We start from the raw sequence: 25,264 nt of genomic DNA, 5'->3' as shown, positions 1-25,264 counted from the left end.
GCGCTGCAATCGCAAGCGATTACCACTCCCCCCTACCGCGCGGCAGTACTCACCACCTCGCCCTCGATTACCACGCCTGTCACGTGGCTGGTGTATTCGAAGGGGTCGCCGTCGAACATGGCCACGTCGCCGTCCTTGCCGACTTCGAGCGAGCCGACGCGGTCGTCTGCGCCGATGATGCGGGCGGCGTCTATGGTGATGCTGGCGAGGCCGTCTTCTGGCGAGAGGCCGTTGGCGACCGCAAAGCCTGCTTCCCACAATACGACGCGGGTCTTGGGCACATAGGCCTCATATCCCGATTGCAGGGCGAAGGGGATGCCGGCCTCTGCCAGCACCGCGGCGGTGGTGAAGGCGGCGTTTTCGAGCTCGCCTTCATTGCGGGCCATGGTCGGGTGGAGGATGACCATGCCGCCCCATTCGCGCAGCTCGTCGAGCATCAGGTGAGCGTCCGCCGCGCCGTCGATAATGACTTCGATATCGAATTCATCGGCAAGGCGCAGGGCGGTCTGGATATCCTGCTGGCGGTGCGCGGTGATGAGCAGCGGGGTCTCTCCGCGCAGGACGGAGCGGAAGGCTTCCTCTTCAAGGTTGCGGCGACCGGGATTGTCCTCGTCACGCTCGCCCGGGCCGAGGTGATCCTCTTCGGGATCGGCGCCGCCCTGTGCGGCGAGCAGCGCCTGCCGGAGCATCGCCATCTGCCGGGCGCGGGTGCCGGGAGCGCCGCCATTGCGGTTGAGCGCCCATGTGCCGAGATTGCCGACGATCATCGTGCCGTCTTCCACCAGCGCGGCTTCGACCGTGTTGCCGGTGGTTTTCACGATCATCGTCTGGCCAGAAATCAGCGCGCCGGGTCCGTGGCCGGTGTGAACGGTGGTGATGCCGAGCTCGCGCGCCCATTGCACCAGCCGGTCATGCGGGTTGTAGGCATCGATCGCGCGCAAGTGCGGCTGGACCGGAGCGCTGTCATCGAGCTGGTCCTGATCGTCGCTCTGGTTGAGATAGCCGGTGAGGCCGACGGTGGAGTGCGCATCGACAAGGCCGGGCGTGACGATGGGCGCGGTGAGCACTTCCATACCCTGCGGAATGGCCACGTCGCTGGCGGGGCCCACCGCGGTGATGCGGCCATCCTCGATCACGACGACACCGTCCGTAATCACGCCTTGCGGGCCCATGGTCCACACCTGCTCGCCGCGCACGGCGATGTCCTGTGCGAGAGCCGTTGTGCTGAGGAGCGCTGCGGTGGCAGCGGCGGCGAAGGTCTTCACAAGAGCGTTCATTGGCCGTTCTCCAGCATCACAGCCTCGCGTTCGAGGACATGGGTATTCATCTGCGGATTGCCCGCGCCATAGCCGCCGGTGGCGTGGATCAGATCGTCGGGATCGTCGCGGTCGAACAGCAGCTCGCCCATCACCCATGTTTCGTGCAGATCGGTGTAGACCGACAGCGGATCGCCATCGAGCACGAGGAAATCGGCCATCTTGCCTTCCTCAAGGCTGCCGACATGCTCTTCCAGACCCAGCTGCACCGCGCCATTGATGGTGAGCGCGCGCAGCGCCCCATCGCGGCTCATCCCCCCGCGCACGGCGATGCCGGCGTGGCGGAACATCAGGCGGCTGTCGATGATATTGTCGTCCGAATGGAGCGAGATGAACACGCCTGCCCGCTCCAGCGTAGCGGCGGTTTCGATATTGGCATTGCGCGCCTCCAGCTTGCCGCCGGGGCTATCGACGAGGATCGCCGACACGGGCACGCCAGCCGCGGCGATTTCCTCCGCCACGACATAGCTTTCGATCCCGTGCTGAATCAGCATCTCGAAGCCGAATTCTTCGCGCAGCCGCAGCGCGGTCATGATGTCGTCACTGCGGTGGGTGTGGAAGTGGACGAGGCGGTCCCCGTCGAGGATTTCGCACATCGCCTCCATGCCGAGGTTCACCGGCGAACGCTCGCCATCGCAATATTCCTGCGCCGCGACGAAGTGGCTGCGCACCATCGCGGCTGAGCGCGCGCGCGTGGAGGGAAAGGCCGGGTTCTCGCGAATGGGGTTGGTGCCATTGGCCATTTTCATGCCGCCCATGATGTCCCCGTCATCATCGGTCCATGCGAGCTCCTCGATCGAATTGCCTTCGGTAAGGTGCATGTAGAAGGTCTGCCCGCCCATCAGATGGCCCGAACCGGGCATGATGTTTGCGGTGGTCACCCCGCCGGAGCGCGCGCGGGCGATAGAGCTGTCGCGGATATTGATCGCATCGAGAGCGCGCACATCGGGCTGGATCGCAGCAGAACTGTCCGCGCCCGACACCTGGCCGATATGCGAGTGGGTGTCGACGATGCCCGGCATGATCACCAGACCCGTCGCATCGCGCATTTCCGCGCCCGACGGGATATCCGTCTCCGCGCCACCCACGGCCACGATCATCCCGCGGTGGATCACCATCGTACCACCCTCGATTGTGCCAGTGCCGCTGCTGCCGCCCATCGTGTGGATGGTGGCATTTGTGAAAGCGATAGGCGTTTCCTGCGCGGCGGCGGGAATTGCAGCGAGGGCCGCAAGGCCAACGGTCGCGGCAAGCGCGGTTTTGAACATGGTCATGAAAGTCCTCTCCTGTCGGCCGCGAGACTAGCGCGCGCGCTTGGCATTGCAAGCGGACCTTTGCCCCGATTGGCGCGGCCGCTATGGCTATCCGCATGCACCAGCACCAGACCCGCTTCACAATCTCCACCGAAGGCCAGGCGCTGTATGAATTCACGCGCGAGGTGGAGGACTGGATCGGCGACACCGGTATCGATACGGGCCTCATCACCCTGTTCTGCCGCCACACCAGTGCCAGCCTGCTGATCAATGAAAATGCCGCGCCTGCGGTGCAGCGGGATTTGCTGCGATGGCTGAGCAAGGCCGCGCCCGAGAGCGATGCTTACGAGCATGACGATGAAGGGCCGGACGATATGCCCGCGCACATTCGCACCATGCTGACAGGCGCTTCGCTTTCCATTCCGGTATCGGATGGCCGCATGGCATTGGGCACGTGGCAGGGCATTTACCTCGCCGAACACCGCGCGATGCCGCACCGCCGCGAAATCGTGGCACATTTGCTGGGTGAGCGGGTTAGTGAGGTATGATCCTCGAAATCAATTCCAGCTTCGCCTTCAAGCTCGGTGACCAGCCGACCGATAACCTCCTGCAATTTGAAGCCGCTGCGCTCTCCGACCAAAAAGTCCTGTCCGCCAAAACCCATGTCAGCGACCCTGAACATTTCACTCGCGTTCCCGCGCAGGATGAAGTGGGAGAGCGCATCTGGGTGCGGGCGAAGGGCGAATGCAAAGTGCAATATGAAGCCCGCGTGGAAGTCACCCGCAAGGCCTTCGATATCGGCAGCGCGAGATTGCTCAAACCGCATGAATTGCCCGGCCATGCAGTGGAATACGTATTCGATTCGCGGTATTGTCAGGCGGACCGTATGCAAAACTTCGTGGCAGATCGTTTCGGCAAATACACAGGTGGCGACAAGATCGTAGCCATCAGCGACTGGGTTGCGCAGAATATTGCCTATGAACCCGGTGTTTCGAGTGCCGCGACGACAGCTTTCGACACTTTCGGTGACCGGCGCGGCATCTGCCGCGACTTTGCCCATGTGGTGATCGCCTTTGCCCGCGCATCTGCCATCCCCGCGCGCTACACCAGTTGCTATGCTCCCGATGTAGAGCCGCAGGATTTCCACGCCGTGGCAGAGCTCTATATCGCCGATGACGCATCCGAAGACGGTGGCAGCTGGCAGATCGTCGATCCCACCGGCATGGCAGACCCTGCCAAGACGGTGAAAATCGGCATTGGCCGCGACGCTGCGGATGTTAGCTTTATGACCACATTCGGCTTTGCCCAGTTCCGCAACAGCTCGGTCGATGTGCGCGAAGCCGCGTGATGCGGCGCAATTGAATGTATTGAGAGGATCGGACCAATAATGAACATCAAGGCCGATACGCTGATCCTGTTTGGTGCAACAGGTGACCTGTCCAAGCGGATGCTTCTACCATCGCTGTGCGCGCTGCATGCAGAGGATCTGCTGCACGCGGACCTGCGGATCATCGGAACCGCGCGGTCCGAATTGTCCGACAATGATTTCCGCAATATGGCGCGTGAGGCGATCGAGACTTACCTGCCCGCTCACCGTCGCGGTTCGATGGCCGAATTCCTCAACAAGCTGAGCTACAGCCAGCTCGATGTCACAACGCCCGAAGGCTATGCGGCGCTGGCCGAAAAGGCGGGCTTGAAGGAAGGCGATGATCGCCAGGTCGCGATCTTCCTCTCCACCGCGCCCAGCCTGTTCGAACCAACGATCAAGGGCCTTGCCGATCATGGTCTGGCAGGCGAGAACTCGCGCATCTGCCTTGAAAAGCCGCTCGGCACCGATCTGGAAAGCAGCTGCGCGATCAATGATGCGGTGGCATCGGCCTTCAGCGAAGACCGCATTTTCCGCATCGACCATTATCTCGGCAAGGAGACGGTGCAGAACCTCATCGCGCTGCGATTTGCCAATATGTTTTTCGAGCCGCTGTGGAACAGCCAGCATATCGAGCATGTGCAGATCACCGTGGGCGAGACCGTGGGTCTGGAAGGCCGCGCGGATTTCTACGAAAGCGCAGGCGCGCTGCGCGACATGGTGCAGAACCACATGCTGCAATTGCTTGCACTCGTCGCGATGGAGCCGCCGGTCAGCTTCGATGCCGGAGCGGTGCGCGACGAGAAGGTCAAAGTCCTGCGCTCGCTGCGCAAGATGGAGCCGGACGAAAGCGTCACCGGGCAGTATCGCAAGGGCGCAGTCGATGGCCAGCCGGTTGCCGGATACGATGAAGAGCTGGGCCGGGACAGCAGTGTCGAGACTTTCGTGGCATTGAAGGCCCATATCGACAATTGGCGCTGGCAGGGCGTGCCCTTCTACCTGCGCACCGGCAAGCGCATGCCCGAACGCGTGACCGAAATCGTGGTGCAATTCCGCTGCGTGCCGCACAACATCTTCCCCGGCGCGAAGCTGAAGCAGAACCGCCTGGTGATTGGCATCCAGCCCGAAGAGAATATTCACCTCTCCATGATGGCGAAAGTGCCGGGCATCGAGCATGAGGGCATGACGCTGCGGCAGGTGCCGCTCGATATCACCATGCCCGATGCCTTCACCGGCAAATTCAAGCGGATCGCCTACGAACGCCTGCTGCTCGATCTCGTCGAAGGTCGCCAGACGCTGTTCGTGCGGCGCGATGAGGTCGAGGCGCAGTGGCGCTGGATCGATTCCATTCGCGAAATATGGGAGAAAGAAGACCGCGTGCCCAAGACTTACGCCGCAGGAAGCTGGGGCCCGTCCAAGGCAATCGCGCTGGTCGAACGCGACGGAGTAAGCTGGCATGACTAAGCTGCACCCCACCATCGAGCGCGTCACGGCGCGCGTGATCGAGAAATCGAAGGATAGCCGGAAGGCCTATCTCGACCTGATCCAGCGGGAGGCGGACAACCGCCCCGACCGTAGCCAGGTGAGCTGTTCCAATCTCGCGCACGCCTTTGCCGGCGCGCTCGAGGATCAGGAAGCGCTCAAGACCAACAAGGGCCCGAATATCGGCGTGGTGACGGCGTATAATGACATGCTGTCCGCCCACCAGCCCTATGGCCGCTATCCCGAGCGCCTGAAGATTTACGCCCGCGAAGTCGGCGCCACGGCGCAGGTCGCAGGCGGCACGCCCGCCATGTGCGACGGTGTGACGCAGGGCGAGACGGGGATGGAGCTCTCGCTCTTCTCCCGCGATGCGATTGCGATGGCAACGGGCGTCGCGCTGAGCCACGCCATGTATGACGGCATGCTGCTGCTCGGCATTTGCGACAAGATCGTCCCCGGCCTGCTGATCGGCGCGCTGCGCTTCGGCCACCTGCCCGCCGTTTTTGTACCCAGCGGTCCGATGCCGAGCGGCATTTCCAACAGCGAGAAGCAGAAGACCCGCCAGCTTTATGCTGAAGGCAAGGCGACGCGGCAGGAACTGCTCGATTCAGAGCTGGGCTCCTACCACTCGCCGGGCACCTGCACATTTTACGGCACTGCCAATTCCAACCAGATGATGATGGAACTGATGGGCCTGCATATTCCGGGCGCCGCTTTCATCCAGCCGGGCACGAAGTTGCGGCAGGCGCTCGACCGCGAGGCCGTGCATCGCGTCGCAAGCATGACGCAGGACGGCAATGATTATCGCCCGCTCGGCCACTGCGTCGATGAAAAGGCGATCGTCAACGCGATGGTCGGCCTGCTTGCGACGGGCGGCTCGACCAATCATGCGATCCACATCCCAGCTTTCGCCCGTGCGGCTGGCGTGCAGGTGGACTGGACCGACTTGTCCGAGCTGTCCTCCGCCGTGCCGCTACTGGCACGCGTCTATCCCAATGGATCGGGCGATGTGAACCATTTCCACGATGCCGGCGGCATGGGCTTTGTCGTGCGCGAGCTCGTCGATGCAGGCCTTGCCCATGGCGATGTGATCGGTGTGGGCCAGAAACGCGGCATGGACGAATACGGTCAGGAGCCGGGATTGGCCAAAGACGAAAACGGGGGCGATGCGCTTGTGTGGCGCGATGTCGGGCCTTCGGGCGATGAGACCATGCTGAAAGGCGCTGCCGATCCGTTCCAGCCTGATGGCGGGATGCGGCTGGTCGAAGGCAATCTGGGCCGCGCCTGTTTCAAAAGCTCCGCAGTCGCGAAAGAGCGCTGGACGGTCGAAGCGCCGTGCCGCGTGTTCCAGACGCAAAAGGACGTTGTCGCCGCCTTCAAGGCAGGCGAGCTGGACCGCGATGTCGTTGTGGTCGTGCGCTTCCAGGGGCCGAAAGCCAATGGCATGCCCGAACTCCACAGCCTGACCCCGCCCCTCGCGGTGCTGCAGGATCGCGGATACAAGGTCGCGCTCGTCACCGATGGCCGCATGTCGGGCGCATCGGGCAAGGTGCCCGCCGCCATTCATTGTTCGCCCGAGGCCTTGGGTGGCGGACCGCTCAGCCTGCTCAAGGATGGCGATGTGGTGAAAGTCTGCGCCGAAACCGGTGAGCTTTCGACCAGCGCCGATCTGTCAGGCCGCTCGCCTGCCGCCGATCCCGCACCCGATCAGGGCACGGGGCGAGAGCTGTTTGCGATGTTCCGCCAGTTGGCGGACGAAGCGGAAAAGGGCGGCAGTGCAATGCTCGCCACCGCCGGGCTGTAAAGCCAGACGAATTTCAGGGGAGAGAGCCACATGACCGACATCGTCACCGTAGATATTGGCGGCACCCACGCCCGCTTTGCCATCGCGACGCTAGCCAAGGATGGCACGATCACGATGGATGAGCCGATCACGCTGCACACCGATGATCACGCCAGCTTCCAGTCGGCATGGGACGATTATCGCACGCGCAAAGGCGGCACCCTGCCGACCGATGTGGCGATGGCAATTGCGGGCCCTGTGGGCGGCGATGTCATCCGCTTTACCAACAATCCTTGGATCATCCGCCCTGCCCTGATCGGCGACAAGCTCGGCTGCGAACGCCAAGTGCTTGTCAATGATTTCGAAGCGGTGGCGCATGCCGTTGCGCGCGCGGGCGATGACGAATTTCTTCACCTGACCGGCCCTGAAGGCGCGCTGCCTCCAACCGGACGGCTGACAGTCATGGGTCCGGGCACCGGCCTTGGCGTCGCCCATCTCTACCGCGAGCCCGACGGCACCTACCGCGTATCGGCGACCGAAGGCGGGCATATCGATTTCGCCCCGCTCGACCAGATCGAGGATGCGATCCTCGCCCGCCTGCGCAAGCGCCACAACCGCGTTTCGGTAGAGCGCGTCGTCTCCGGCCCGGCCATCTCCGACATTTATCACACGCTCGCCGCGATGGAGAACAAGAGCGTCCCCGAACTCGACGATATCGAAATCTGGACCAAGGGCATGAAGGGCGAGGATATCCTTGCCGCTGCCGCAGTGGACCGTTTCTGCCTGTCGCTCGGTTCCGTCGCGGGTGACATGGCGTTGGCGCATGGCGCAAAGGCTGTCGTGATTGCGGGCGGGCTCGGCTACCGGCTGCGCGACCATTTGCCGCAATCGGGCTTTGCCGAGCGTTTTCGCGCCAAGGGCCGGTTCGAAGGCCTGATGGCGAACCTGCCGGTCAAACTGATTACTCACCCGCAGCCCGGCCTGTTCGGCGCGGCGGCTGCCTTTTCCCAGAAATATGGAGACGCCTGATGAGCGCGCCCGACAATATCGAAGCAATCATGCGCACCGCTCCGGTCATTCCAGTGCTGGTGGTGGACGATATCGGCCACGCACGCGAAACAGCGGAGGCGCTTGTCGAAGGCGGGCTCAAAGTCCTCGAAGTCACGCTGCGCACCGAACATGCACTCGAAGCAATCAAGCGGATGAACCTCGTCCCCGGAGCGATCGTGGGGGCAGGCACGGTCACCAATCCCGACCAGCTTCACGCTGCTGTGGATGCGGGAAGCGAATTCATCGTGTCCCCCGGCCTGACCGAGAAACTGGGCACGGCGGCGGTCAAATCGCGGGTGCCTTTCCTGCCCGGTATCGCCAATTCGGGCGACATCATGCGCGGCATGGACCTGGGCCTGAAGCACTTCAAATTCTTCCCCGCGATGGCGAATGGCGGTGTGCCCGCGCTGAAATCGCTCGCCGCACCTTTCTTCCAGTGCAAATTCTGCCCGACCGGCGGCGTTTCGGCGAGCAATGCGCCCGAGTGGCTGGCCATGGAGCAAGTCCTGTGCGTCGGCGGCAGCTGGGTCGCGCCTGCCGGAGCAACGCCTGAAGAAATCACCCGTCTAGCCAAGGAAGCCTGCGAGCTCGCACCAGCATGAATTCCGTAAACGACCTTTCCGACCGCCTGCAGGAACTCCACCGCCGTACGGAGGAGACCCCGCTCTTCAATCCCGTGTTCCAGCTGGCGCATGATCTGTCGCGCGATCTGGAAGCGGGCGAAATGTCGCTCGACGATTTTGAAGCGATTGTGGCCGAGCTGGAAGTCGCTTCGCTGAAAGAGCGCGCGACCCGGCTGGAATGCATGGTCGCTCCGCTCGATGAGAAAGCGAATGAAAGCGCGCTGGCGGACAGCTTCGGCGATGTCGATTTCGCGGCGTTCCGCAAGCGCTGGGAAAGCCCCAGCCTGCACGCCGTCTTCACCGCGCACCCGACCTTTCTGCTGACGCCGGACCAATCGGCTGCCGTGGCGGACGCTGCATCGGGCAAAGGCGAGATCGGCGACAATGTCGTCGGCAGCAAACGCCCGCAAGTGACGCTCGCCTACGAGCACCAGCGCGCCATGCGGGCCATTGCCAATGCGCAGGATGCCCGCAGCGCCATCGTCAGCCAGGTCCTCGCCCATGCGCGCGAAACATGGCCGGATGAATGGGCAAAGCTCAATCCAGTGCCGTTCCGCTTCGCCAGCTGGGTCGGTTACGACATGGATGGCCGCACGGACATCACATGGTCCAATTCGATCGGCTTCCGCCTCTCCGAAAAGGCTGAGCGCCTGCAACGCTATGTCGCCGCTCTGGAAGAGATCGACGCCGATCACGCGCTGCTCGGCGAGCTGCGCCCCGCGGCCGTCTACGCGATGGAGCGCGCGCAGGACTTCACATCCGATCTGAGCGATCCGGCAGCTCTGTCCGTAGCGGCCAACCGCCTGACCGCGAGCGACCCGCGCAAGCTTCTCAGCCTCACGAAGTATATCGACGCGCTCGATAGCGAAGCTGCCGGGAGCGACGATGCCAAGCGCGCGGTCGCGCTCAAAACGCTGGCTGCGTGCATGCGCGCCGATGGGCTTGGCATGGGCTGGATTCACTTCCGCGTGAACGCCAAACAGCTGCACAATGCCATCCGCCGCCGGATCGATCCGGAAGGCAATCTCGATCTCGCGAGCAAGGGCGCAGTCGTCCACCTGCGCCGCGCCATCGCCAAGGTGAAGCCGCATCGCAGCAATTTCGGTTCGCTCGCGATCGAGGCGAGTACGGCCATCCGCCAGTTTCTCGCGATGGCGCAAATCCTCCAGCATATCGACGCGGACACGCCGATCCGCATGCTGATCGCCGAATGCGAAGAGCCCGCCACCGTGCTCGCCGCGGTCTATTTCGCCAAGCTGTTCGGGATCGAGGACAAGGTCGATGTTTCGCCGCTGTTCGAAACCGAAACCGCGCTGGAACACGGCGGCCGCTTCCTCGACGAGCTTCTGGCAGAGGAGGTCTATCAGGAATACGCCAAAAAGCGCGGACGCATCGCCATCCAGACCGGATTTTCCGACGCGGGTCGCTTCGTCGGCCAGATACCGGCCAGCCTCGCAATCGAACGGCTTCAGGGCCGTCTCTCGGAAGCAATGGAAGAAAACGGCCTCACGGAGGTCAACGCGCTCATTTTCAACACCCATGGCGAAAGCATGGGTCGCGGCGCGCATCCCACCAAGATGGCGGACCGGCTGGACTGGGCACTGTCCCCTTGGGCGAAGCGACGCTTTGCCCGTGCAGGCATCACGCTGGAGCCCGAAGTCAGCTTCCAGGGCGGCGATGGCTATCTGTGGTATGCGACGCCCGAGCTCGCCCGCGCCACGCTTACCCGCATTGCGTGCCTGCGTCCTGCCGAAACCGATACCGATGCGCCGGTGGACGTGTTCTATCGCCGCACCGATCTGAGCCTCGATTTCTATCGCGCGATCAAGGATCACCAGCGCGAACATCTCGAAAGCCGGATTTACAGCCGCGCGATTACGGCGTTCGGGCTCGGCCTGCTCAACAGCACCGGCAGCCGCGTCTCGCGCCGCCAGAGTGACATTTCTGCCGATCGCGAGATGAGCCTGCGACAGATCCGCGCGATCCCGCACAACTCAATCCTCCAGCAACTCGGCTATCCGGTGAATGTGATTGCCGGGATCGGCGAAGCCGCCGAAGGCAATTACGAGGAAATCGGTGAGCTTCTGCAGGAAAGCGCGCGCGGGCGTGAGCTGATCCGGCTGGTGCGCGCGGCCAATGCGCTCGCCAGCGTGAAAACTGTCGCCGCCTATGGTGAGCTGTTCAATTCCGCCTATTGGGCGAGCCGCCCCTATCGCGGGACCGAACAGCACCTGTCCATGGCGTGCGAGAACCTCTCCGAATATCTCGTGAAGGATGACCGTGTCGGCGTTTTCCGCCGCCTTGCGAGCCGTTTGCGCGTGGATGCGATGAAGCTGCACCGCCTGCTCGATCACATCCCCGATGAAGCGCCGACCGAGAACCGCGAGGACAAGCGACGGATGATCGGTGTCGCGCAATCTTTGCGGCTCGCGCTGATGCAGGCGATGTTTATCCGCGCGGTCAGCGTGCCGGTGTTCAGCCGCGCCAATGATGTCAGCCGCGACGATGTGCTGGAGATGGTCTTCACCCTGCGGATCGACGATGCACTGGCGCAATTGCGCCGCGCCTATCCGCGCACTTTCCCGCGCATTTCGCGCTTCGATCTTACCGAGGCAGCCGATTGGCCGGACGGTGCAGATGAAGGCTATGAAGCGATCCACCGCGACTATATCGACCCGATAGAGCGCGCCTATTCGCTTTCGCTGCGCCTCTCCACCGCCATCGCCAATATCTTCGGCGCGCACGGTTAACGCCGGTTACCTGCGCGCTGCGGTCCGTCTCGAAGCGGGACGCGCGCTGCGAGACAGTAGGAGTTGCGCGTGTTTGCGCGTATACGGCCACGCATGGATAGCGGCGTGAAATGGATTCTTGGCCTCAGCCTCGGCGTGGTGGCGCTTGTCGCCAGCGCGGTGTTTGCCGGCAATTCACTCGAAGCGCAGGATCACACCAGCGGCTGGCTCACCCCGGAAGACGTGCTGGTGGAAGGCGACGCTGTCGTCTCCGATGAGGACGTGAGCGAAGCCGAAGTGCTCGCCCATGCGGATGACCAATATTACGGCAATGACCCGCTGAGCGAGGAAGAGATCGCCTATCTCAGCCGCGAAGTCGTACAGGAAACGCCGGATTACGATCCGGACAATCCCTTCGTCATTAAGCGCGTGCTGCCGATCGAAGGCCCGATCCGCTACGGCGAATGGTATTGGGACGATGAAGGCGTTCCCGATGGCCCGCTGGTGATGACCGTCGACTTACAGGCGCGCGTGATCAGCGTGTTCCGCGATGGCTATGAAATCGGCGCTGCTGCCGCCCTGCTCGGCACCGAGGACCATCCCACACCCACAGGCGTATTCCCGATCCTGACCAAGGAACGCCACAACGTCTCCGAGAAATACAATAACGCTCCCATGCCCTGGACCCTGCGCCTGACATGGGATGGCATCGCGGTCCATGGCGGATCGACCGTGGAGCTCGGCTACGCCAGCCACGGCTGCATCGGCGTGCCCGACGAATTCGCCAGCCGCCTGTTCGACATCGCCGAGCTGGGCGATGTTGTGATCATCACCGATGGCGTGATGACGGGTGTTGGCGGCTCGCTGGATTACCGGGAGCGGTAGGGCTTAGCCTGTCCGCCGAGGTGGTTCGGGGCTAAAGATCCAGGTGGGACGGTTCGACCCTCCCCATCGACCTTCGACCGTCGCCATGACTCCCGCCACATTGCCGCCGCGGCAATTTTCCAGTCGGTCCAGCAGGTCTGCGATCTGCTGCCCGCGCGCTTCCTTCCCGAATCCCTTGATAATCCTGCCGACCAGACGGAACCCGATTTCACGATCCATCGGCGCGGTGCAGCGGACGATTTCGCCTTCCCTTGTCACGAGCTTCGCCATGGCATCGTTCGTCACGGCTTCCAGCGTCTCTTCCGCTTCTGCTAGGCGGCTTGCGCTGCGAGCGAGCGCAATGGGATCGAGCCAGTCTGCATCGCGCAGGGCATGGCGGATACGCACCCTGTCGAAGGACTCATCCTCATTGCTGGGATCGGAGCAGAAAGGCACGCCGGAAACGCTCGCGATCTGAGCCAGCTCCGCCTTGCGGAAAGTCAGCAGCGGCCGCATGACGGGGACATCCATCGTGAAAAAATGCACCCACTCGCGCACGCCAGCCAAGCCGCTGACCCCGCTGCCGCGATTGAGGCGCATTAGAAGCGTTTCGGCTTGATCGTCGGCATGGTGGGCCGTGGCGTAAACGGAAAGCGAGCGATCCACCGCCCAATCGTCAAGAGCGCGATACCGTTTCCCCCTAGCATTGGCCTGCACATTGCCCTCACCTACTTGCACGGTGAGCACCTCGCACGGCACGCCGCGCTCTTTGCAGGCAGCCACCACCAGCGCGCATTCGTCCGTTGCTTCGGAGCGCAGACCGTGGTCGACTGTTGCGACTTCGAACTGGCCGGGGATCGCTTCCTGAGCCAGCAGCAGCATCGCCATGGAGTCTGGTCCGCCGCTAACCGCGAGGCCGATTTTCCCGCCATCGGGATTCAGCCGGTCGAGCGCGGCTTTGAACCGCGCCACAAGCTCCGGATCAATCGCAGTCGACGCGACCACTCAAGCCTTCATACATGCCGGAAAGGCGTCCCACGGCGAGCGCGGGATAGGTGTCGCCGAATTCCGCGAGCGCGATGCAGGCGCGACGCGTGTCTTCCAGCGCGATCATGCTTTCGGCGAGATAGAGCAGGCTGTCCGGCGCGCGGGCGGCGGCGCTATCCGACTGATAGTTCTCGAAGAAATGCGTTGCCGCTGCGCGCGGATCGCCGGCGTCGAGGAAAGCGCGGCCAAGCAGGTTGCGGCCATAGGTCGTGCGCCAGTGATCGGGATATTGCGCGACGAACAGCGCCAATTGCTGCTGCGCTTCGGGATAGAAGCCGGCATCCCACAGGCGGAAGCCATAGGTATATTCATCATCGCCCTGATCGCCGGTCGCTGGCTTGGCGATAGCCTGCACCGCCGCCACGCGCTCGGGCGATGGCGCGGTCTGCGCAGGAGGTTCGGGGAGATCGACTTCGGCGGTTTCCTCCGGAACGGGGATCACACCGCTGGGGCGTTCGGCTGCCGGAGCGCTCGATGTTCCGGTCGCAGGTGCGGCGGCCAGCGTTCCGCCTTCTATCGCGGCGATGCGCGTTTCGAGCGCGACGAGCGCGTTCTCATTGACTTCGGTCGCTGCGGTCAGCCGCGCGAGCTGCTGCTCGATCGCATCGAGGCGTACCAGCACATCGGTCAGCGCACTGGTAGTGGCCTGCGGCTGCGTGGTGACTTGCCCCTGCGTGTTCGCCTCTGGCGTGATTTCGGGCTCGAAGAAGCGGTCGTCGCCGCCAGGAAACACCGCGCGTTGCAGGGCGCTCAGCTGTCGCTCGATCCGGTCGAGCCGGCTGTCGACCTGCGCAGAGGCAGGCGTCGCCACGAAGATCAGCGCAACCGAGAGCGAGCCCAGAATGGCGTTGGTTGCTGCCTTGGGTGCAGAAATCCACTTCATCGCCGCGAATACCTCCTGAAATGTCACGCGTTCGGGTGGCACAGTGCCACGCCCAGCCAAGATAGAGGATTAACGCGCCCGAGAAACCCGGGACGAAGCCTTATTCCCCGTAAATAGCAGTCAGTTCACCGAGCCTGTTTCACTATCCGATGGTGCCGTTGCCTGCCGCGAGAGCAGCGCGCCTGCCGATACCTCGACATCTTCCAGCGTTTCGATCTCAGTCGAGAGCTTGGGCACGCTTCGCCCGCCAATGGTGATGGCGAGCAGATCGGGGCGACCGGTTATGATGCGCGGTCCGTCAGCATCGGCGGGAATCGTGTAGCTGTCTCCTTCGCTGAGCGTCTGTTCACTCAGCACGCGGCTTTGCGCGTCATAGAAGCGCACCCACACCTCGCCTTCAGCGGTAAAAACAACCGGATCGCCTGCCGAAGGCGCATCGGCGTCAGCAGCACCGGGCGCTGCGTCCGCTGTGGTATTCGCACCTTCAGGCTCGACCTCTTCTTCCTCGGTCAGGGCAGGCAATTCTGCCGCCGGAGCGAAAAGCGCGCGTGAAGCGAAGAAAATGCCGACCAGCAGCAGGACGACTGCGAAAAGCGAGAACCAAACCAGCTTCCCGCCGGGCGCGCGCGAAGGATCGCCCGGCTCGAATGTATTGCCAGAACCATTGCGCTCGCGCGGAGCATCGTCCTGCATTTCAGCACCGACCATCGCCGCAACATCGCCCTGATCGAGGCCCACGGTCTTGGCGATCGTCTTGGCAAATCCGATCGCATAGGTGCGACCAGGCAATTCGCTGAAATCGCCCGCTTCGATGTTTTCGATATGGCGGCTGGAAATTCGCGTTTCGGCGGCGACCTGCTCGATCGACAGGCCTTTTGCTTCGCGTGCAGCGCGCAATTGCGGGCCCACGCCATCAGCTGCCGCAGCAGCAGCGTTTTCATTTTCCAAGTTTTCTTCGTCGGACATTGCCGCTCCAGCTGGGGGGTGCTGGGTCTTTGCTAACCCTTTGCGCGCAGAAACTATGTTAGGCCCCGCAGAGTCAAGCGCTGCGTTGCACAATTCGCCTAATCGACCTCGATTTCCCGCGCTTCCGCCCATTCCGTCAGGGCCGCGCGCATATCGGGCGGCGGGGATGCGAGCCAGCCGCGCATGGCATCGCCGATTTCCTTGGTATCGACCTTGCGCACCAGCTCCTTGATCTGGCCGACCGCAGCCGGGGTGATCGATAGGCGCCGGATACCAAGGCCGATTAGCGCCAGTGCCTCCAGCCGCCTGCCGCCCATTTCACCGCACACGCCCAGGTCGACCGGCTGGCCGACGCAGGTCTGCACCACGCGGGCGAGGAAGCGCAGGATCGACGGGCTGAGCCAGTCGTAACGTTCCGCCAACATCGGGTTGGCGCGGTCGGCAGCAAACAGGAACTGCGTCAGATCATTGGTGCCGATGGAGATGAATTTGAGTTTGGGCAATAGCAGATCCAGTTGCTCTGCCAGCGAGGGAACTTCCAGCATGACGCCGTAATTGATCGCGCTGGGCAGTTGATGCTTGCGCTTCTTCAGATAGGCGAGCTGGCTTTCGAACACCTCTTTCGCGGCGTCGAATTCCCATGGCTCGGACACCATCGGGAACATCACGTTGAGCTCCCTGCCCGCGCATCCTTCCAGCAGAGCGCGCGCCTGCACTTTCATCAGGCCTTCGCGTTCCAGCGCAAGGCGCAGGGCGCGCCAGCCCATGGCCGGGTTCTCATCTTCCTTCGCATTATCGTTCTGGATGTACGGCAGAGATTTATCGCCGCCGATATCGACCGTGCGGAAGACGACCTTCTTGCCTTTCGCCGCGTCGAGCACATCGCGGTAAAGCCGCGCCTGTCGCTCACGCTGGGGAAGCGCTGCGGACACAAGGAACTGGAATTCGGTGCGATAAAGGCCGATGCCATCCGCTCCGGTGACGGCGAGCATGCTCATGTCATCGCGCAGGCCCGCATTCATCATCACCTCGATGCGTTCGCCATCGCGGGTGAAGGGCTCGACATCACGCAGCTTGGCGTAGGCGGCCTGCTTTTCACGCTTGCGGGCAAAGCGGGTTTCAAAGGCGGAAAGCACGCCCTGGCCCGGGCGCAGAGTCACCGAGCCCTTGTCCCCATCGACCAGCACCGTATCGCCTTCGCGCACGAGCCCGCGCAGATTGCGGATTCGGCCGACCACGGGCACGCCCATGGCGCGCGCCACGATCACCACATGCGCGGTGAGCGAGCCTTCCTCCAGCACCACGCCTTTCAAACGGCGCTTGTCGTATTCCAGCAGTTCTGCAGGGCCTAGGTTTTTGGCAACGAGGATACTGTCCTTGGACAGGCCCTTTTGCGCTGCCGTGCCAAGCTGGCCGGACACGATGCGGATCAGGCGATTGGCGAGGTCTTCCAGATCATGCATCCGGTCCTGCAGCAGCGGGTCGGAAATCTCGCGCATGCGCATGCGCGTGCGTTGCTGCACGCGTTCGATCGCGGCTTCGGCGGTGAGGCCTGAATCGATCGCTTCATTGATCCGGCGGCTCCAGCCTTCGTCATAGGCGAACATCTTGTAGGTCTCGAGAACCTGTTCATGCTCCCCGCCCACGCCGAATTCAGCCTGGTTCGCCATATTGTCGATCTGTTCGCGCATCTTGTCGAAGGCGAGGTAGACGCGCTGGCGCTCTGCCTCGGTATCTTCGGCAACGGTTTGTTCGATCTGCACGCGCGGCTGGTGGAAAACCGCTTCACCCAGCGCGAGGCCTTTGACCAGTTTCAGCCCCTCGGCAGTCTCCTGCCCGGTGAGCTTTTGCGTGCCTGCCTCAAGGTCGACATCGTCGACGAGGCCCGCATTGTTGATGAGCTCTGCCAGCACCATGGCGACGGTCTGCAGCGCCTCGATTTCTACTTCTTCGTATTTGCGCGGTTCGATATGCTGCACATTGACAACGCCGATGGCGCGCTCGCGCCGTACGATCGGTACGCCGGCGAAAGAGTGGAATTTCTCCTCGCCCGTTTCGGGGCGATATTGGAATTCGGGATGGGTCGCGGCCTCATCGAGGTTCAGCGTTTCGATGTTCTGGGCAATGGTGCCCGTCAGCCCTTCACCCACCGCCAGCCGGGTGACGTGGACCGCGGCCTGGTTCAGCCCGCGCGTCGCAAACAGCTCCAGCATGCCGTCGCGCAGCAGGTAGATCGAGCACACCTCGCTATCGAGCGATTCGCCGATCGTCTCCACCACCTGATTGAGCTTGGCCTGCGCATGCGTGCGCGACGCCATGATTTCATGGAGGTTGGTAAGGATCGTTCGTGCGGAGGCGGCAGCTGACATAGCTACCGCCTATAGCACGTAAAATGTTTTGCAAATTATACCGCTGCTCCAGGCAACCCAAGAATTTGCATCACCGGTCTTAATGAAAGGCGATTTCTTCCTTGATGCGGAGTTTCTGCTTCTTGAGCGCCTGAATTTTCGCTGCATCGGGAGCGGGTCGGTTCATTTCTTCCCGAAGTCGACGGTCGAGGCCTTCATGCTTTGCGTTGAGGGCGTTGACGTGCGAAGAATCCATATGCGCATCTCCTGGCGGTTGCGGCTGCGCGTGCAGCCTGTCGTTGCACAAATGCAGCGACTCGCCAGTGCGACGAGCGCCGCAATTGTCATCAAACCATAATCAATTTAATTCTTCAATTCGCGCGGCGATGAATCGCCCTGACTCGCCGATAATCGGGTCGATTTTGTAATTAGTGGAAAGCCCGGCAATGGATCGTTTGCTCGCATGACTGAAGACGAGATGCGCAAACGCCTCGCCGCGCTGAAAGTGGAGCACCGCGATCTGGATATCGCCATCGGTGCCTTGCTGGCCAATGGCGGGCCCGATCAATTGCAGGTCGCGCGGCTGAAGAAGCGCAAGCTCGCGCTGCGCGACCAGATCGCGATCCTCGAAGACTATCTGACCCCCGACATCATCGCCTGAGCGCTTTTTCCTCGCGGTCAATCCGTGTCTTGCTGGGACAGGGGAAATTCCTTGTGCACGTTAACCATGTTCCGACTGGCAGACAGGACATGGAGCCGCTAGCCAAAGTACGCATATGGGAGACCCTGCAACCATAAGCCCGGCGATTGTCGAGACGCTGTATGAAGATGCTCTTCAGCTGGCCGAGGAAGCGCGCGCGCTGTTTGACACGCAGGAAGCCCGCGCGCCCTTCGATGATGAGGAAACGCAGTTCCGCATCGCGCTGTCTTGCGAGGGACTGCGCACCACCACGCGGATCATGCACGCCATCGCCTGGCTGCTGAACCACCGCGCCTATTTCGCCGGCGAGATGACCGAGTTCCAGCTGCGCCGCCATGGCCGCCTGCCGCCGCCGCAGCCCGAAAGCGACGCGCGCCACCTGGCGATGATGGACCTCTACACCCGTAGCATTATTGATCGCAGCAAGGCGCTGTATGCGCGGATCGAGCGGCTGGATGCAGCATGGCGCAGGCATTATGCGATGCAGCCCGAAGCGGTGCATCGCCTGCGCGAGCGGATCGGCCAGGCTTTTGCTGTAAGCTAAGCGGCTTCGCTCAAACCTTCGAAAGCGCTTGCTCCCATTCCTTCAGGCGAGCCTCGCGAACGTCTTGATCCATTCCCGGCGTAAAGGTTTTGGCAGCGCCGATCATCGCCGCAGCGGCGTCCTCCAGCGAAGCGTGCAGCCCTGCACCCACCGCCGCCAGCATGGCTGCGCCCAGCGCGGTCGTCTCGACGAAATCGGGCCGGACCACTTCGATAGCGAGCAGGTCGGCGATATCCTGCGCCATCCACTCGTTGGCGGCCATTCCGCCATCGATCTTCAGGCTTTTCCATTCTGCGCCATCGGCAGCAAAGGCGCTCGCCAAATCGTAGGTCTGATGCGCCATCGCTTCGAGAGCGGCGCGGGCGATCTGCGCGCGGCCGGTGTCGAAACCGAGGCCGGAAATAATGCCGCGCGCCTCTGGCCGCCAGTGCGGTGCGCCAAGGCCGGATAGCGCAGGCACGATCACGACTCCGCCATTGTCGGGGATCGACCGAGCAAGCTCCTCGGTCTCCGCAGCGCTGCCGATCAGGCCCAGCGTATCGCGCAGATATTTGATCAGGCTGCCTGCGACAAAGACCGCGCCTTCAATCGCGTAGTGCCGCTCTCCGCCGAGCTGATAGAGCACCGTGCCGAGCATGCGATGCTGCGATCGCGGGACCTGCGTTCCCGTATTGCCGAGCACGAAAGCGCCGGTGCCATAGGTCGCCTTGGTATCGCCCGGCGAGAGGCAGCCCTGCCCGATGGTGGCGGATTGCTGGTCTCCCGCCATGCCGCAGATCGGGATCGGCGCGCCAAACAGATCGGCATGGGTGGTTGCAAGCTCGCCCGCGCAATCCACGATCGCCGGGAGCGCGGATTGCGAAACGCCGAGCAGATCGCACAGCTCATCATCCCAGCCCTCGCCATCGAGCGCCATCAGCATGGTGCGGCTGGCATTGCTGGCATCGGTAATATGCGAATTGCCGCGCGTCAGTTTCCACACCAGCCAGCTTTCGACCGTGCCCAGCGCCAGCCGTCCGCCCTTTGCCGCTTTCGCCACATCAGGCGCGTTATCGAGAAGCCAGCGCATCTTGGTGCCGGAGAAATAGGGATCGAGCAGCAGGCCGGTTTTAGCCCGCACCATTTCCTCATTCCCGGCATCTTTCAGCTGCGCGCAGAAATCGGCGGTTCGGCGGTCCTGCCAGACGATAGCGCGGTGGAGCGGTTCGCCCGTCGCCTTGTCCCATGCGACCACGGTCTCACGCTGGTTGGTAATGCCGATGGCGGCGATCCGGTCCGGTCCGCCCGCCTGCTCGACCATGTCGCGCGCACAGGCGAGCGTCTTGTCCCAGATTTCGGCCGCATCATGCTCCACCCAGCCGCTGCGCGGATAGTGCTGGGTCAGCTCCGCCTGCGCCACGCCGCGCTGGCTGCCGTTCTGCGCGAACAGCATGGCGCGGGTGCTCGTCGTGCCTTCATCCAGAACGAGTATCGACTGATCGATCATTGGCTTTCTCTCTCCTCCCCGCCATATGCGCAGGATGGCAAATACTCCGCAAGCCCATGATCCCAGCACCTGGCCCACCGGCGACCTCGAACAGCTTGAACCACTGGTTGCGCGGGTGCTCGCGCCCAATGCTTCGGCCTTCACCTATACCGGCACGCAAACCTATCTGGTGGGGACCGAAGACTTGGCGGTGATCGATCCCGGGCCTGCCGATGAAGAGCATCTCGATGCCCTGATCCGCGCCGTAGATGGCCGTCCGATCCGCGCGATAATGTGCACCCACACCCACCGCGATCATTCGCCCGCCGCCATGCCGCTGGCCGAGCGGACGGGCGCGCCCATCGTGGGCTGCGCGCCGTTGCGGATGGAAGGCGGTGGCGGTGTCGAGGCCGCCTATGATCAGGAATACGAGCCCGATCGCGTGCTGGAAGATGGTGAGGCGATGACCGGCACCGGCTGGACGCTCACCGCGCTTTTCACCCCCGGCCATATCTCCAACCATTTGTGCTTTGCGCTGGAGGAAACGGGCGCGGTCTTCACCGGCGATCATGTCATGGGCTGGTCCACCAGCGTCATCGTTCCGCCCGATGGCGACATGGGCGATTACATGGCGAGCCTGCACAAACTCTATGAGCGCGATGATCGCATTTACTACCCCGCGCATGGCCCGGCGGTCGAGAAGCCAAAGCAATTGGTGCGCGGCAATATCGGCCACCGCAAGGCGCGCGAGGGGCAAATTTTGAAACTGCTGCACGAGGCTGCACAGCCGATCGAGGATCTGGTCGCGCGCATGTATGCAGGCGTCGATAAACGCCTCTGGCCCGCCGCGCAGATGAGCGTCTGGGCTCATCTTATTCATCTGGAACAGCGTGGCCTCGTCAACCGTTCTCAGAATCTATGGAAAGCGAAACCAAATCCCGCACCGGCAGCCTGATTGCCGAACCGAAGCCCAGTAACGAGGTGGCCGATCGTTCGACCGGCATCGCGCCGTGGATCGTCGTCGCCCTGATGGCGGTTGCACTGGCCTGGCTCGCCTGGGAAAAGTGGGGCCCGCAGGATGAAGGCGACATCGTTGCCACCTCGATGCTCGCATTCGAGAGGCAGAATTCGCTCACTGTGTTTTCCAGCCGGTTCGATGTGGTAGCCGAGAGCACGTCCACGCCAAGCATCGGCCCGCTCGATATCGATCTGCTTGAATCGCGGCAGGCAATGATCGTTCCGGCGACGGTCGAATACCGTCTCGATTTGTCGGGCATGGACACAAGCGACTTCGGCTGGGACGAGAACACGCAAGTGCTCGAAGTCGAATTGCCCGAGATCACGGTCTCCACCCCGAATCTAAACGAGGGTCAGGCGCGCTTCTTCACCGATGGCGCTTGGGTGAGCCGTGATGCGTCCGCCTCGCTTAGTCGCTCCAACTCGCAGATCGCCGAACGGCGCGCGCGCGAATTTGCCAGCAATGCGGAGATCATGGGCCTTGCACGCAGCGCCGCGCGTGAAGCGGTGCGGCAGAATTTGGCCATTCCGCTGGAAGTTGCCGGCTTCGGCGATGTCGATGTGCGCGTCCGCTTCGCCGATGAATAGCGCGGGCTAGCTATCGTCCTGTAACACCGACGCCATAGGCGTGGTGCGCGGCAGAATCTGGAAATCCTGCTGATCGTCCTCGGCAACCGGCGGGCTGACGATCATTCGCCAGATGCCGAAGACAGCTCCTACCAGAGCAACCACACCGATCGCGCCGAACAGGCCGGCAGGGCCAAACCAGCTCATCGAGGCCGAGCCGAACTGCGGCCCCAGCATCGCGCCGAAAGAATAGACGAGCACTAGGCCACTGCTTGCGCCCACGCGCTCGCTTTCGTCCAGATGGTCGTTCGAATGCGCCACGCAGAGCGGGTAAAGCGCAAAGGCGAACCCGCCGAATGCTGCGCCGACGATAAAGATCAGCGCCGGCTCGCTTGTGAAGGCAAGCGCCGCGCAAAGGCCCGCCGCTGCCAGCATCGCTGCGATAATCACGCGCCGCCGGTCAAACCTGTCCGACAGCATGCCGAGCGGATATTGCAGGACCACACCGCCCGCGATCACGCAGGAGGTGAACAGCGCGATCTGCGAGAGCGGCAGTCCCACGCGCTGCACGAACACCGCACCCAGGGCGTAGAACGCGCCGAGCATCATTCCGGTCGCCAGCGTGCCGACGATCCCCAATGGCGAAGCGTTGTAGAGGCGTTTCAGCGTAAATGGTGCGACCTCTTCGAGCACCGGTTGGTCGATCCGTGTGAGCACGACCGGCAGAACCGAGAGCGACAGCAGGATTGCCGATAACATGAACGGCAGCGCGGGTGCGTTGTCCTGCAGGTTCAGCAGGAACTGCCCGATGGCTTGCCCCGCGTAGAGCGCGATCATGTAAGAGGCGAGGATCGCGCTGCGATTGTCTGGCCGTGCCACGCGGTTGAGCCAGCTTTCGAGGCAGACGAAAACGCCGCTCATCATGAAGCCGTCGATAAAGCGCAGCACGGTCCACGTCGCGGGCAAATCGATCACCGCATAGGTCAGGCTGCTGGCGGAGAAGATGGAAACGAAAGCGGCAAAGGCGCGGATGTGGCCGACCCGTTCGATCACGCGCGCGACGGTAAATGCACCCAGCGTCAGCCCGCCGAAATAGCTGGTGCCGACGAGGCCGATGACGAAATCGCCGGCGCCTGCCTCTTCCAGCCGGATCGCGATAAGCGTCGACAGGAAGCCGCTGCCCGCCATCAGGACGAAAATCGCCAGCAGCATTGTGCGAACGGAGAGGAGCGAGCCGACCATTTTCGCCCCTTAGCTATGGTCGGAAGGTTACGCTAGAGATTGTCGCCCAGCGCCTCTCTCAAGTCGCCCAGCCACGGATCGAATGGTACCCATGCGCCCTGCCCCTTGCGGTTGATCGGCTGGCGCACCTGCTCGCTGCTGGCGGTTTTCACCGCGCGATCGGTCTGGTGGAAATTGAGGCAGGCTTCTTCGAAGTCGAGCCCACAATAATCGAGCATCCGGCGGATCTGGCCCTCGGGATCGTCGAGCACGTCCTCATGCTGCACCCGTAGAACGCGGCCGGGCAATACCTTGTCCCAGTGGTCCATCAGATCGACATAGTCGCTGTAATAGCGGCCGACTTCGGTGAGGCCGTATGTGAACTCCTGCCCTTCGGCGAAGAGCTGCTTGAAGCCGGAGAAACAGCAATCCATCGGCGCGCGGCGGGCATCGATGATTTTCGCATTGGGCAGGATCAGGTGGATCAACCCGATATGGCGAAAATTGTTCGGCATTTTGTCGATGAAGAACGGCGCGCCCTGCCGGTGAATGCGGGTATTTTCGATGAATTGCTTGCCGAAAGCTGCGAGTTGTTCGGGCTTCAGGTCGTGGAGAATTTCAGGATAGCGCGACTGGCCCGCTTTCCGACCGCGCAGCCGATGGGCGAGCGCGAGAATGTCGGGCAATTCCATCGTGCCATCGACCTGGCTGTGGCTGGCAAGGATCTGTTCGAGCAGGGTCGAGCCCGCGCGCGGCAGGCCGAGGATGAAGATCGGATCGGGTGACGGGTCGCCATTGCCCTCATGCTTGGCGAACAGTTCTGGCGTGCAAGTCTCGCGCTGCTTGGCGAGCTCTTCGCTCATCTGGTCCGCGCTGTAGCGGGTTTGCGCGCGTTTGAGCGCATTGCCCTGCTCGTAATAGCGAAAACTCGCTTCGTAGTCTTTACGATCCTCATGCGCCTTGCCCAGCGCAAAGGTCATATGCACCCGGTCCATGAAGGCGAGCGTATCGCCCGCGACATGCGCTTCCATCGCCGCGATTTCTTCATCGGTGAAACTGTAGGTCTTCAGGTTCGCGAGCGCATACCACGCATCGCCATGGTCGGGCTTGGCAGCAAAGGCTGCGCGGTAGCTTTCGACCGCTTCTTCAGTGCGCCCCGTCGTTTTCAGCGCGTGGCCGCGGCTGGTCAGCGTGGCTGGATCGGCGGGCAGCTTCTCCAACACAGCGTCGAACAATTGGAAGGCGCGATCATAGTCGCCGGTCTGCATGCTTTCGATGGCGAGGTGTGACTGGAAGAGCGGATTGTTGGGCTGGGTCTGGTAGAGCGCTTCGGCCTCTTCCAGCGCGCGGGCGAATTTCTGGCGGCGCCGCAACGCATCGATATAGTCTAGGCGGATCTGCACATTGTCGGGCTCAAATACGCGCGCACTTTCGAGCAAGAACTCGGCATCGTCGAGAATGCCCAGCTTGATGCCGATCTGGGCGAGCAGCCGCATACCCTCCGCGCTCTTGGGATTGCTTCGCAAGTAGTGACGGCAGAATTCCTCGGCTTTCAACAACCGCCCTTCGGCAAGGTGGTTGGTGGCGGCGAAAAGCTCGGCCGGCAGCGCCTTGATCCGGTCTGCCTGCGCCTTCGCGGCCGCGGCTTCCGCCCCGCCCTGCAATTCCGAAAGCGCGCGCCAGCTTGCCTCCAGCGCGGGATTAAAGCGGGTGGCGCGGGTAAAGGCTTCTATCGCTTCCGAAGCGCGGCCTTGCGTTCGCGCCAGGTGACCCGCCTCCTGCCACGCACGGCCGTATTCTGGCATCGCCGCGTGAAGCTTGGCGAGAGCCTCCTGCGCTTCCGAGGGTTGGCCGAGATAGCGGTGCGCGACTGCGGCCATATAGAGCGCATCGGCATCGTCCGGCGCCCCTGCCAGCACGGCCTCAGCCTGCGCGAGACCACCAGCGAAATCGCCCGCCTGCAAAGCCTTTTGCGCGTCGGCAATCTGCTGGTCTCTATCGCTCATGGCGTCCCCCTAACAAAGACGAGAGCGGGGGCGA

Annotated in this window: 22 protein-coding genes; 12 read left to right on the top strand and 10 right to left on the bottom strand. The window is 62.8% G+C overall.

All coding sequences use genetic code 11. The features are described 5' to 3' along the window. Positions 1–32: 32 nt before the first annotated feature. Both O2N64_RS07420 and O2N64_RS07415 read right to left on the bottom strand, forming a co-directional pair. Positions 33–1,277, bottom strand: coding sequence for an amidohydrolase family protein (locus O2N64_RS07420; RefSeq protein WP_271076985.1), 1,245 nt, complete (start codon positions 1,275–1,277; stop codon positions 33–35). After that, positions 1,274–2,590, bottom strand: coding sequence for an amidohydrolase family protein (locus O2N64_RS07415; protein WP_271076984.1), 1,317 nt, complete (start codon positions 2,588–2,590; stop codon positions 1,274–1,276). Before O2N64_RS07415 ends, O2N64_RS07420 begins: the two co-directional genes overlap by 4 nt. Positions 2,591–2,685: 95 nt before the next feature. On the opposite strand from O2N64_RS07415, the gene O2N64_RS07410 reads away from it, so the two are divergent. The 8 genes from O2N64_RS07410 to O2N64_RS07375 all read left to right on the top strand — a co-directional run bounded on the left by O2N64_RS07410 (position 2,686) and on the right by O2N64_RS07375 (position 12,487). Beyond that, entirely contained in the window at positions 2,686–3,117 is a 432-nt protein-coding gene (locus O2N64_RS07410) for a secondary thiamine-phosphate synthase enzyme YjbQ (RefSeq protein ID WP_271079615.1), read from the top strand. Next, entirely contained in the window at positions 3,114–3,917 is an 804-nt protein-coding gene (locus tag O2N64_RS07405) for a transglutaminase-like domain-containing protein (RefSeq protein ID WP_271076983.1), read from the top strand. Before O2N64_RS07410 ends, O2N64_RS07405 begins: the two co-directional genes overlap by 4 nt. Positions 3,918–3,956: 39 nt before the next feature. Next, on the top strand, positions 3,957–5,399 hold the full coding sequence (gene zwf / locus O2N64_RS07400) for a glucose-6-phosphate dehydrogenase (protein ID WP_271076982.1): 1,443 nt from the start codon (positions 3,957–3,959) through the stop codon (positions 5,397–5,399). Then, positions 5,392–7,221, top strand: coding sequence for a phosphogluconate dehydratase (gene edd / locus O2N64_RS07395; protein ID WP_271076981.1), 1,830 nt, complete (start codon positions 5,392–5,394; stop codon positions 7,219–7,221). Before zwf ends, edd begins: the two co-directional genes overlap by 8 nt. A 30-nt stretch (positions 7,222–7,251) precedes the next feature. Next, positions 7,252–8,229 (top strand): glucokinase, encoded by a 978-nt coding sequence (locus O2N64_RS07390; protein ID WP_271076980.1) that lies wholly within the window; start codon positions 7,252–7,254, stop codon positions 8,227–8,229. Next, the gene (gene eda / locus O2N64_RS07385; protein WP_271076979.1) at positions 8,229–8,852 is read left to right on the top strand and encodes a bifunctional 4-hydroxy-2-oxoglutarate aldolase/2-dehydro-3-deoxy-phosphogluconate aldolase; all 624 of its coding nucleotides are present in this window, start codon (positions 8,229–8,231) and stop codon (positions 8,850–8,852) included. The genes O2N64_RS07390 and eda overlap by 1 nt, the downstream gene beginning before the upstream one ends. Then, positions 8,849–11,623 carry a phosphoenolpyruvate carboxylase gene (locus O2N64_RS07380; protein ID WP_271076978.1) on the top strand — a complete coding sequence of 925 codons (2,775 nt, stop codon included), beginning with the start codon at positions 8,849–8,851 and terminating at the stop codon, positions 11,621–11,623. Before eda ends, O2N64_RS07380 begins: the two co-directional genes overlap by 4 nt. 69 nt (positions 11,624–11,692) lie before the next feature. After that, complete coding sequence (locus O2N64_RS07375; RefSeq protein ID WP_271076977.1) at positions 11,693–12,487, top strand: L,D-transpeptidase family protein; 795 nt, start codon at positions 11,693–11,695, stop codon at positions 12,485–12,487. 3 nt (positions 12,488–12,490) lie between these two features. Here the strand turns inward: O2N64_RS07375 and tilS are convergent, their stop codons facing one another. The 5 genes from tilS to O2N64_RS14420 all read right to left on the bottom strand — a co-directional run bounded on the left by tilS (position 12,491) and on the right by O2N64_RS14420 (position 17,897). Beyond that, complete coding sequence (gene tilS, locus O2N64_RS07370; RefSeq protein WP_271076976.1) at positions 12,491–13,471, bottom strand: tRNA lysidine(34) synthetase TilS; 981 nt, start codon at positions 13,469–13,471, stop codon at positions 12,491–12,493. Then, on the bottom strand, positions 13,449–14,396 hold the full coding sequence (locus O2N64_RS07365; RefSeq protein WP_271076975.1) for a tetratricopeptide repeat protein: 948 nt from the start codon (positions 14,394–14,396) through the stop codon (positions 13,449–13,451). Before O2N64_RS07365 ends, tilS begins: the two co-directional genes overlap by 23 nt. 120 nt (positions 14,397–14,516) lie before the next feature. Next, positions 14,517–15,362 (bottom strand): helix-turn-helix domain-containing protein, encoded by an 846-nt coding sequence (locus O2N64_RS07360; protein ID WP_271076974.1) that lies wholly within the window; start codon positions 15,360–15,362, stop codon positions 14,517–14,519. A 98-nt stretch (positions 15,363–15,460) separates the two neighbouring features. After that, on the bottom strand, positions 15,461–17,731 hold the full coding sequence (gene ptsP / locus O2N64_RS07355) for a phosphoenolpyruvate--protein phosphotransferase (protein ID WP_271076973.1): 2,271 nt from the start codon (positions 17,729–17,731) through the stop codon (positions 15,461–15,463). A gap of 79 nt (positions 17,732–17,810) precedes the next feature. Then, positions 17,811–17,897, bottom strand: a complete 87-nt coding sequence (locus O2N64_RS14420; protein WP_442866750.1) for a DUF465 domain-containing protein — start codon at positions 17,895–17,897, stop codon at positions 17,811–17,813. A gap of 276 nt (positions 17,898–18,173) precedes the next feature. On the opposite strand from O2N64_RS14420, the gene O2N64_RS07345 reads away from it, so the two are divergent. Together O2N64_RS07345 and O2N64_RS07340 are read left to right on the top strand one after the other, a co-directional pair. Beyond that, a complete protein-coding gene (locus O2N64_RS07345) occupies positions 18,174–18,371 on the top strand; it encodes a YdcH family protein (protein WP_271076971.1) in 198 nt (65 codons plus the stop codon). Positions 18,372–18,486: 115 nt separating this feature from the next. Continuing rightward, complete coding sequence (locus tag O2N64_RS07340; RefSeq protein WP_271076970.1) at positions 18,487–18,954, top strand: DUF1465 family protein; 468 nt, start codon at positions 18,487–18,489, stop codon at positions 18,952–18,954. A gap of 10 nt (positions 18,955–18,964) precedes the next feature. Here the strand turns inward: O2N64_RS07340 and glpK are convergent, their stop codons facing one another. Further along, the gene (gene glpK, locus O2N64_RS07335) at positions 18,965–20,440 is read right to left on the bottom strand and encodes a glycerol kinase GlpK (protein WP_271076969.1); all 1,476 of its coding nucleotides are present in this window, start codon (positions 20,438–20,440) and stop codon (positions 18,965–18,967) included. A 34-nt stretch (positions 20,441–20,474) separates the two neighbouring features. On the opposite strand from glpK, the gene O2N64_RS07330 reads away from it, so the two are divergent. Together O2N64_RS07330 and O2N64_RS07325 are read left to right on the top strand one after the other, a co-directional pair. Further along, complete coding sequence (locus O2N64_RS07330) at positions 20,475–21,374, top strand: MBL fold metallo-hydrolase (RefSeq protein WP_271076968.1); 900 nt, start codon at positions 20,475–20,477, stop codon at positions 21,372–21,374. Further along, positions 21,338–22,024, top strand: coding sequence for a DUF4230 domain-containing protein (locus O2N64_RS07325; RefSeq protein ID WP_271076967.1), 687 nt, complete (start codon positions 21,338–21,340; stop codon positions 22,022–22,024). Before O2N64_RS07330 ends, O2N64_RS07325 begins: the two co-directional genes overlap by 37 nt. A 6-nt stretch (positions 22,025–22,030) precedes the next feature. Here the strand turns inward: O2N64_RS07325 and O2N64_RS07320 are convergent, their stop codons facing one another. Together O2N64_RS07320 and O2N64_RS07315 are read right to left on the bottom strand one after the other, a co-directional pair. After that, on the bottom strand, positions 22,031–23,245 hold the full coding sequence (locus O2N64_RS07320; RefSeq protein ID WP_271076966.1) for an MFS transporter: 1,215 nt from the start codon (positions 23,243–23,245) through the stop codon (positions 22,031–22,033). A 32-nt stretch (positions 23,246–23,277) separates the two neighbouring features. Beyond that, positions 23,278–25,230: a tetratricopeptide repeat-containing sulfotransferase family protein gene (locus O2N64_RS07315; protein ID WP_271076965.1), complete on the bottom strand. Its 1,953-nt coding sequence runs from the start codon at positions 25,228–25,230 to the stop codon at positions 23,278–23,280. Positions 25,231–25,264 lie beyond the last annotated feature (34 nt).

Source organism: Aurantiacibacter sp. MUD61 (genome assembly GCF_027912455.1).
In the GTDB taxonomy this organism is placed as follows: domain Bacteria; phylum Pseudomonadota; class Alphaproteobacteria; order Sphingomonadales; family Sphingomonadaceae; genus Alteraurantiacibacter.
Note: the sequence above shows the minus strand (reverse complement) of the source record. Positions and strands in the feature narration are given on the sequence as shown.

Bases quoted from the DNA above. Each gene is read 5' to 3' on its own strand.
- O2N64_RS07390 (WP_271076980.1), top strand. From the start codon at position 7,252: ATGACCGACATCGTCACCGTAGATATTGGCGGCACCCACGCCCGCTTT.
- eda (WP_271076979.1), top strand. From the start codon at position 8,229: ATGAGCGCGCCCGACAATATCGAAGCAATCATGCGCACCGCTCCGGTC.
- O2N64_RS07330 (WP_271076968.1), top strand. From the start codon at position 20,475: ATGGCAAATACTCCGCAAGCCCATGATCCCAGCACCTGGCCCACCGGC.
- ptsP (WP_271076973.1), bottom strand. From the start codon at position 17,731: ATGTCAGCTGCCGCCTCCGCACGAACGATCCTTACCAACCTCCATGAA.
- O2N64_RS07380 (WP_271076978.1), top strand. From the start codon at position 8,849: ATGAATTCCGTAAACGACCTTTCCGACCGCCTGCAGGAACTCCACCGC.
- O2N64_RS07420 (WP_271076985.1), bottom strand. From the start codon at position 1,277: ATGAACGCTCTTGTGAAGACCTTCGCCGCCGCTGCCACCGCAGCGCTC.
- O2N64_RS07410 (WP_271079615.1), top strand. From the start codon at position 2,686: ATGCACCAGCACCAGACCCGCTTCACAATCTCCACCGAAGGCCAGGCG.
- O2N64_RS07340 (WP_271076970.1), top strand. From the start codon at position 18,487: ATGGGAGACCCTGCAACCATAAGCCCGGCGATTGTCGAGACGCTGTAT.
- O2N64_RS07345 (WP_271076971.1), top strand. From the start codon at position 18,174: ATGACTGAAGACGAGATGCGCAAACGCCTCGCCGCGCTGAAAGTGGAG.
- O2N64_RS07405 (WP_271076983.1), top strand. From the start codon at position 3,114: ATGATCCTCGAAATCAATTCCAGCTTCGCCTTCAAGCTCGGTGACCAG.
- edd (WP_271076981.1), top strand. From the start codon at position 5,392: ATGACTAAGCTGCACCCCACCATCGAGCGCGTCACGGCGCGCGTGATC.
- O2N64_RS07415 (WP_271076984.1), bottom strand. From the start codon at position 2,590: ATGACCATGTTCAAAACCGCGCTTGCCGCGACCGTTGGCCTTGCGGCC.
- O2N64_RS14420 (WP_442866750.1), bottom strand. From the start codon at position 17,897: ATGAACCGACCCGCTCCCGATGCAGCGAAAATTCAGGCGCTCAAGAAG.
- O2N64_RS07315 (WP_271076965.1), bottom strand. From the start codon at position 25,230: ATGAGCGATAGAGACCAGCAGATTGCCGACGCGCAAAAGGCTTTGCAG.
- zwf (WP_271076982.1), top strand. From the start codon at position 3,957: ATGAACATCAAGGCCGATACGCTGATCCTGTTTGGTGCAACAGGTGAC.
- O2N64_RS07320 (WP_271076966.1), bottom strand. From the start codon at position 23,245: ATGGTCGGCTCGCTCCTCTCCGTTCGCACAATGCTGCTGGCGATTTTC.
- O2N64_RS07325 (WP_271076967.1), top strand. From the start codon at position 21,338: ATGGAAAGCGAAACCAAATCCCGCACCGGCAGCCTGATTGCCGAACCG.
- O2N64_RS07365 (WP_271076975.1), bottom strand. From the start codon at position 14,396: ATGAAGTGGATTTCTGCACCCAAGGCAGCAACCAACGCCATTCTGGGC.
- O2N64_RS07360 (WP_271076974.1), bottom strand. From the start codon at position 15,362: ATGTCCGACGAAGAAAACTTGGAAAATGAAAACGCTGCTGCTGCGGCA.
- glpK (WP_271076969.1), bottom strand. From the start codon at position 20,440: ATGATCGATCAGTCGATACTCGTTCTGGATGAAGGCACGACGAGCACC.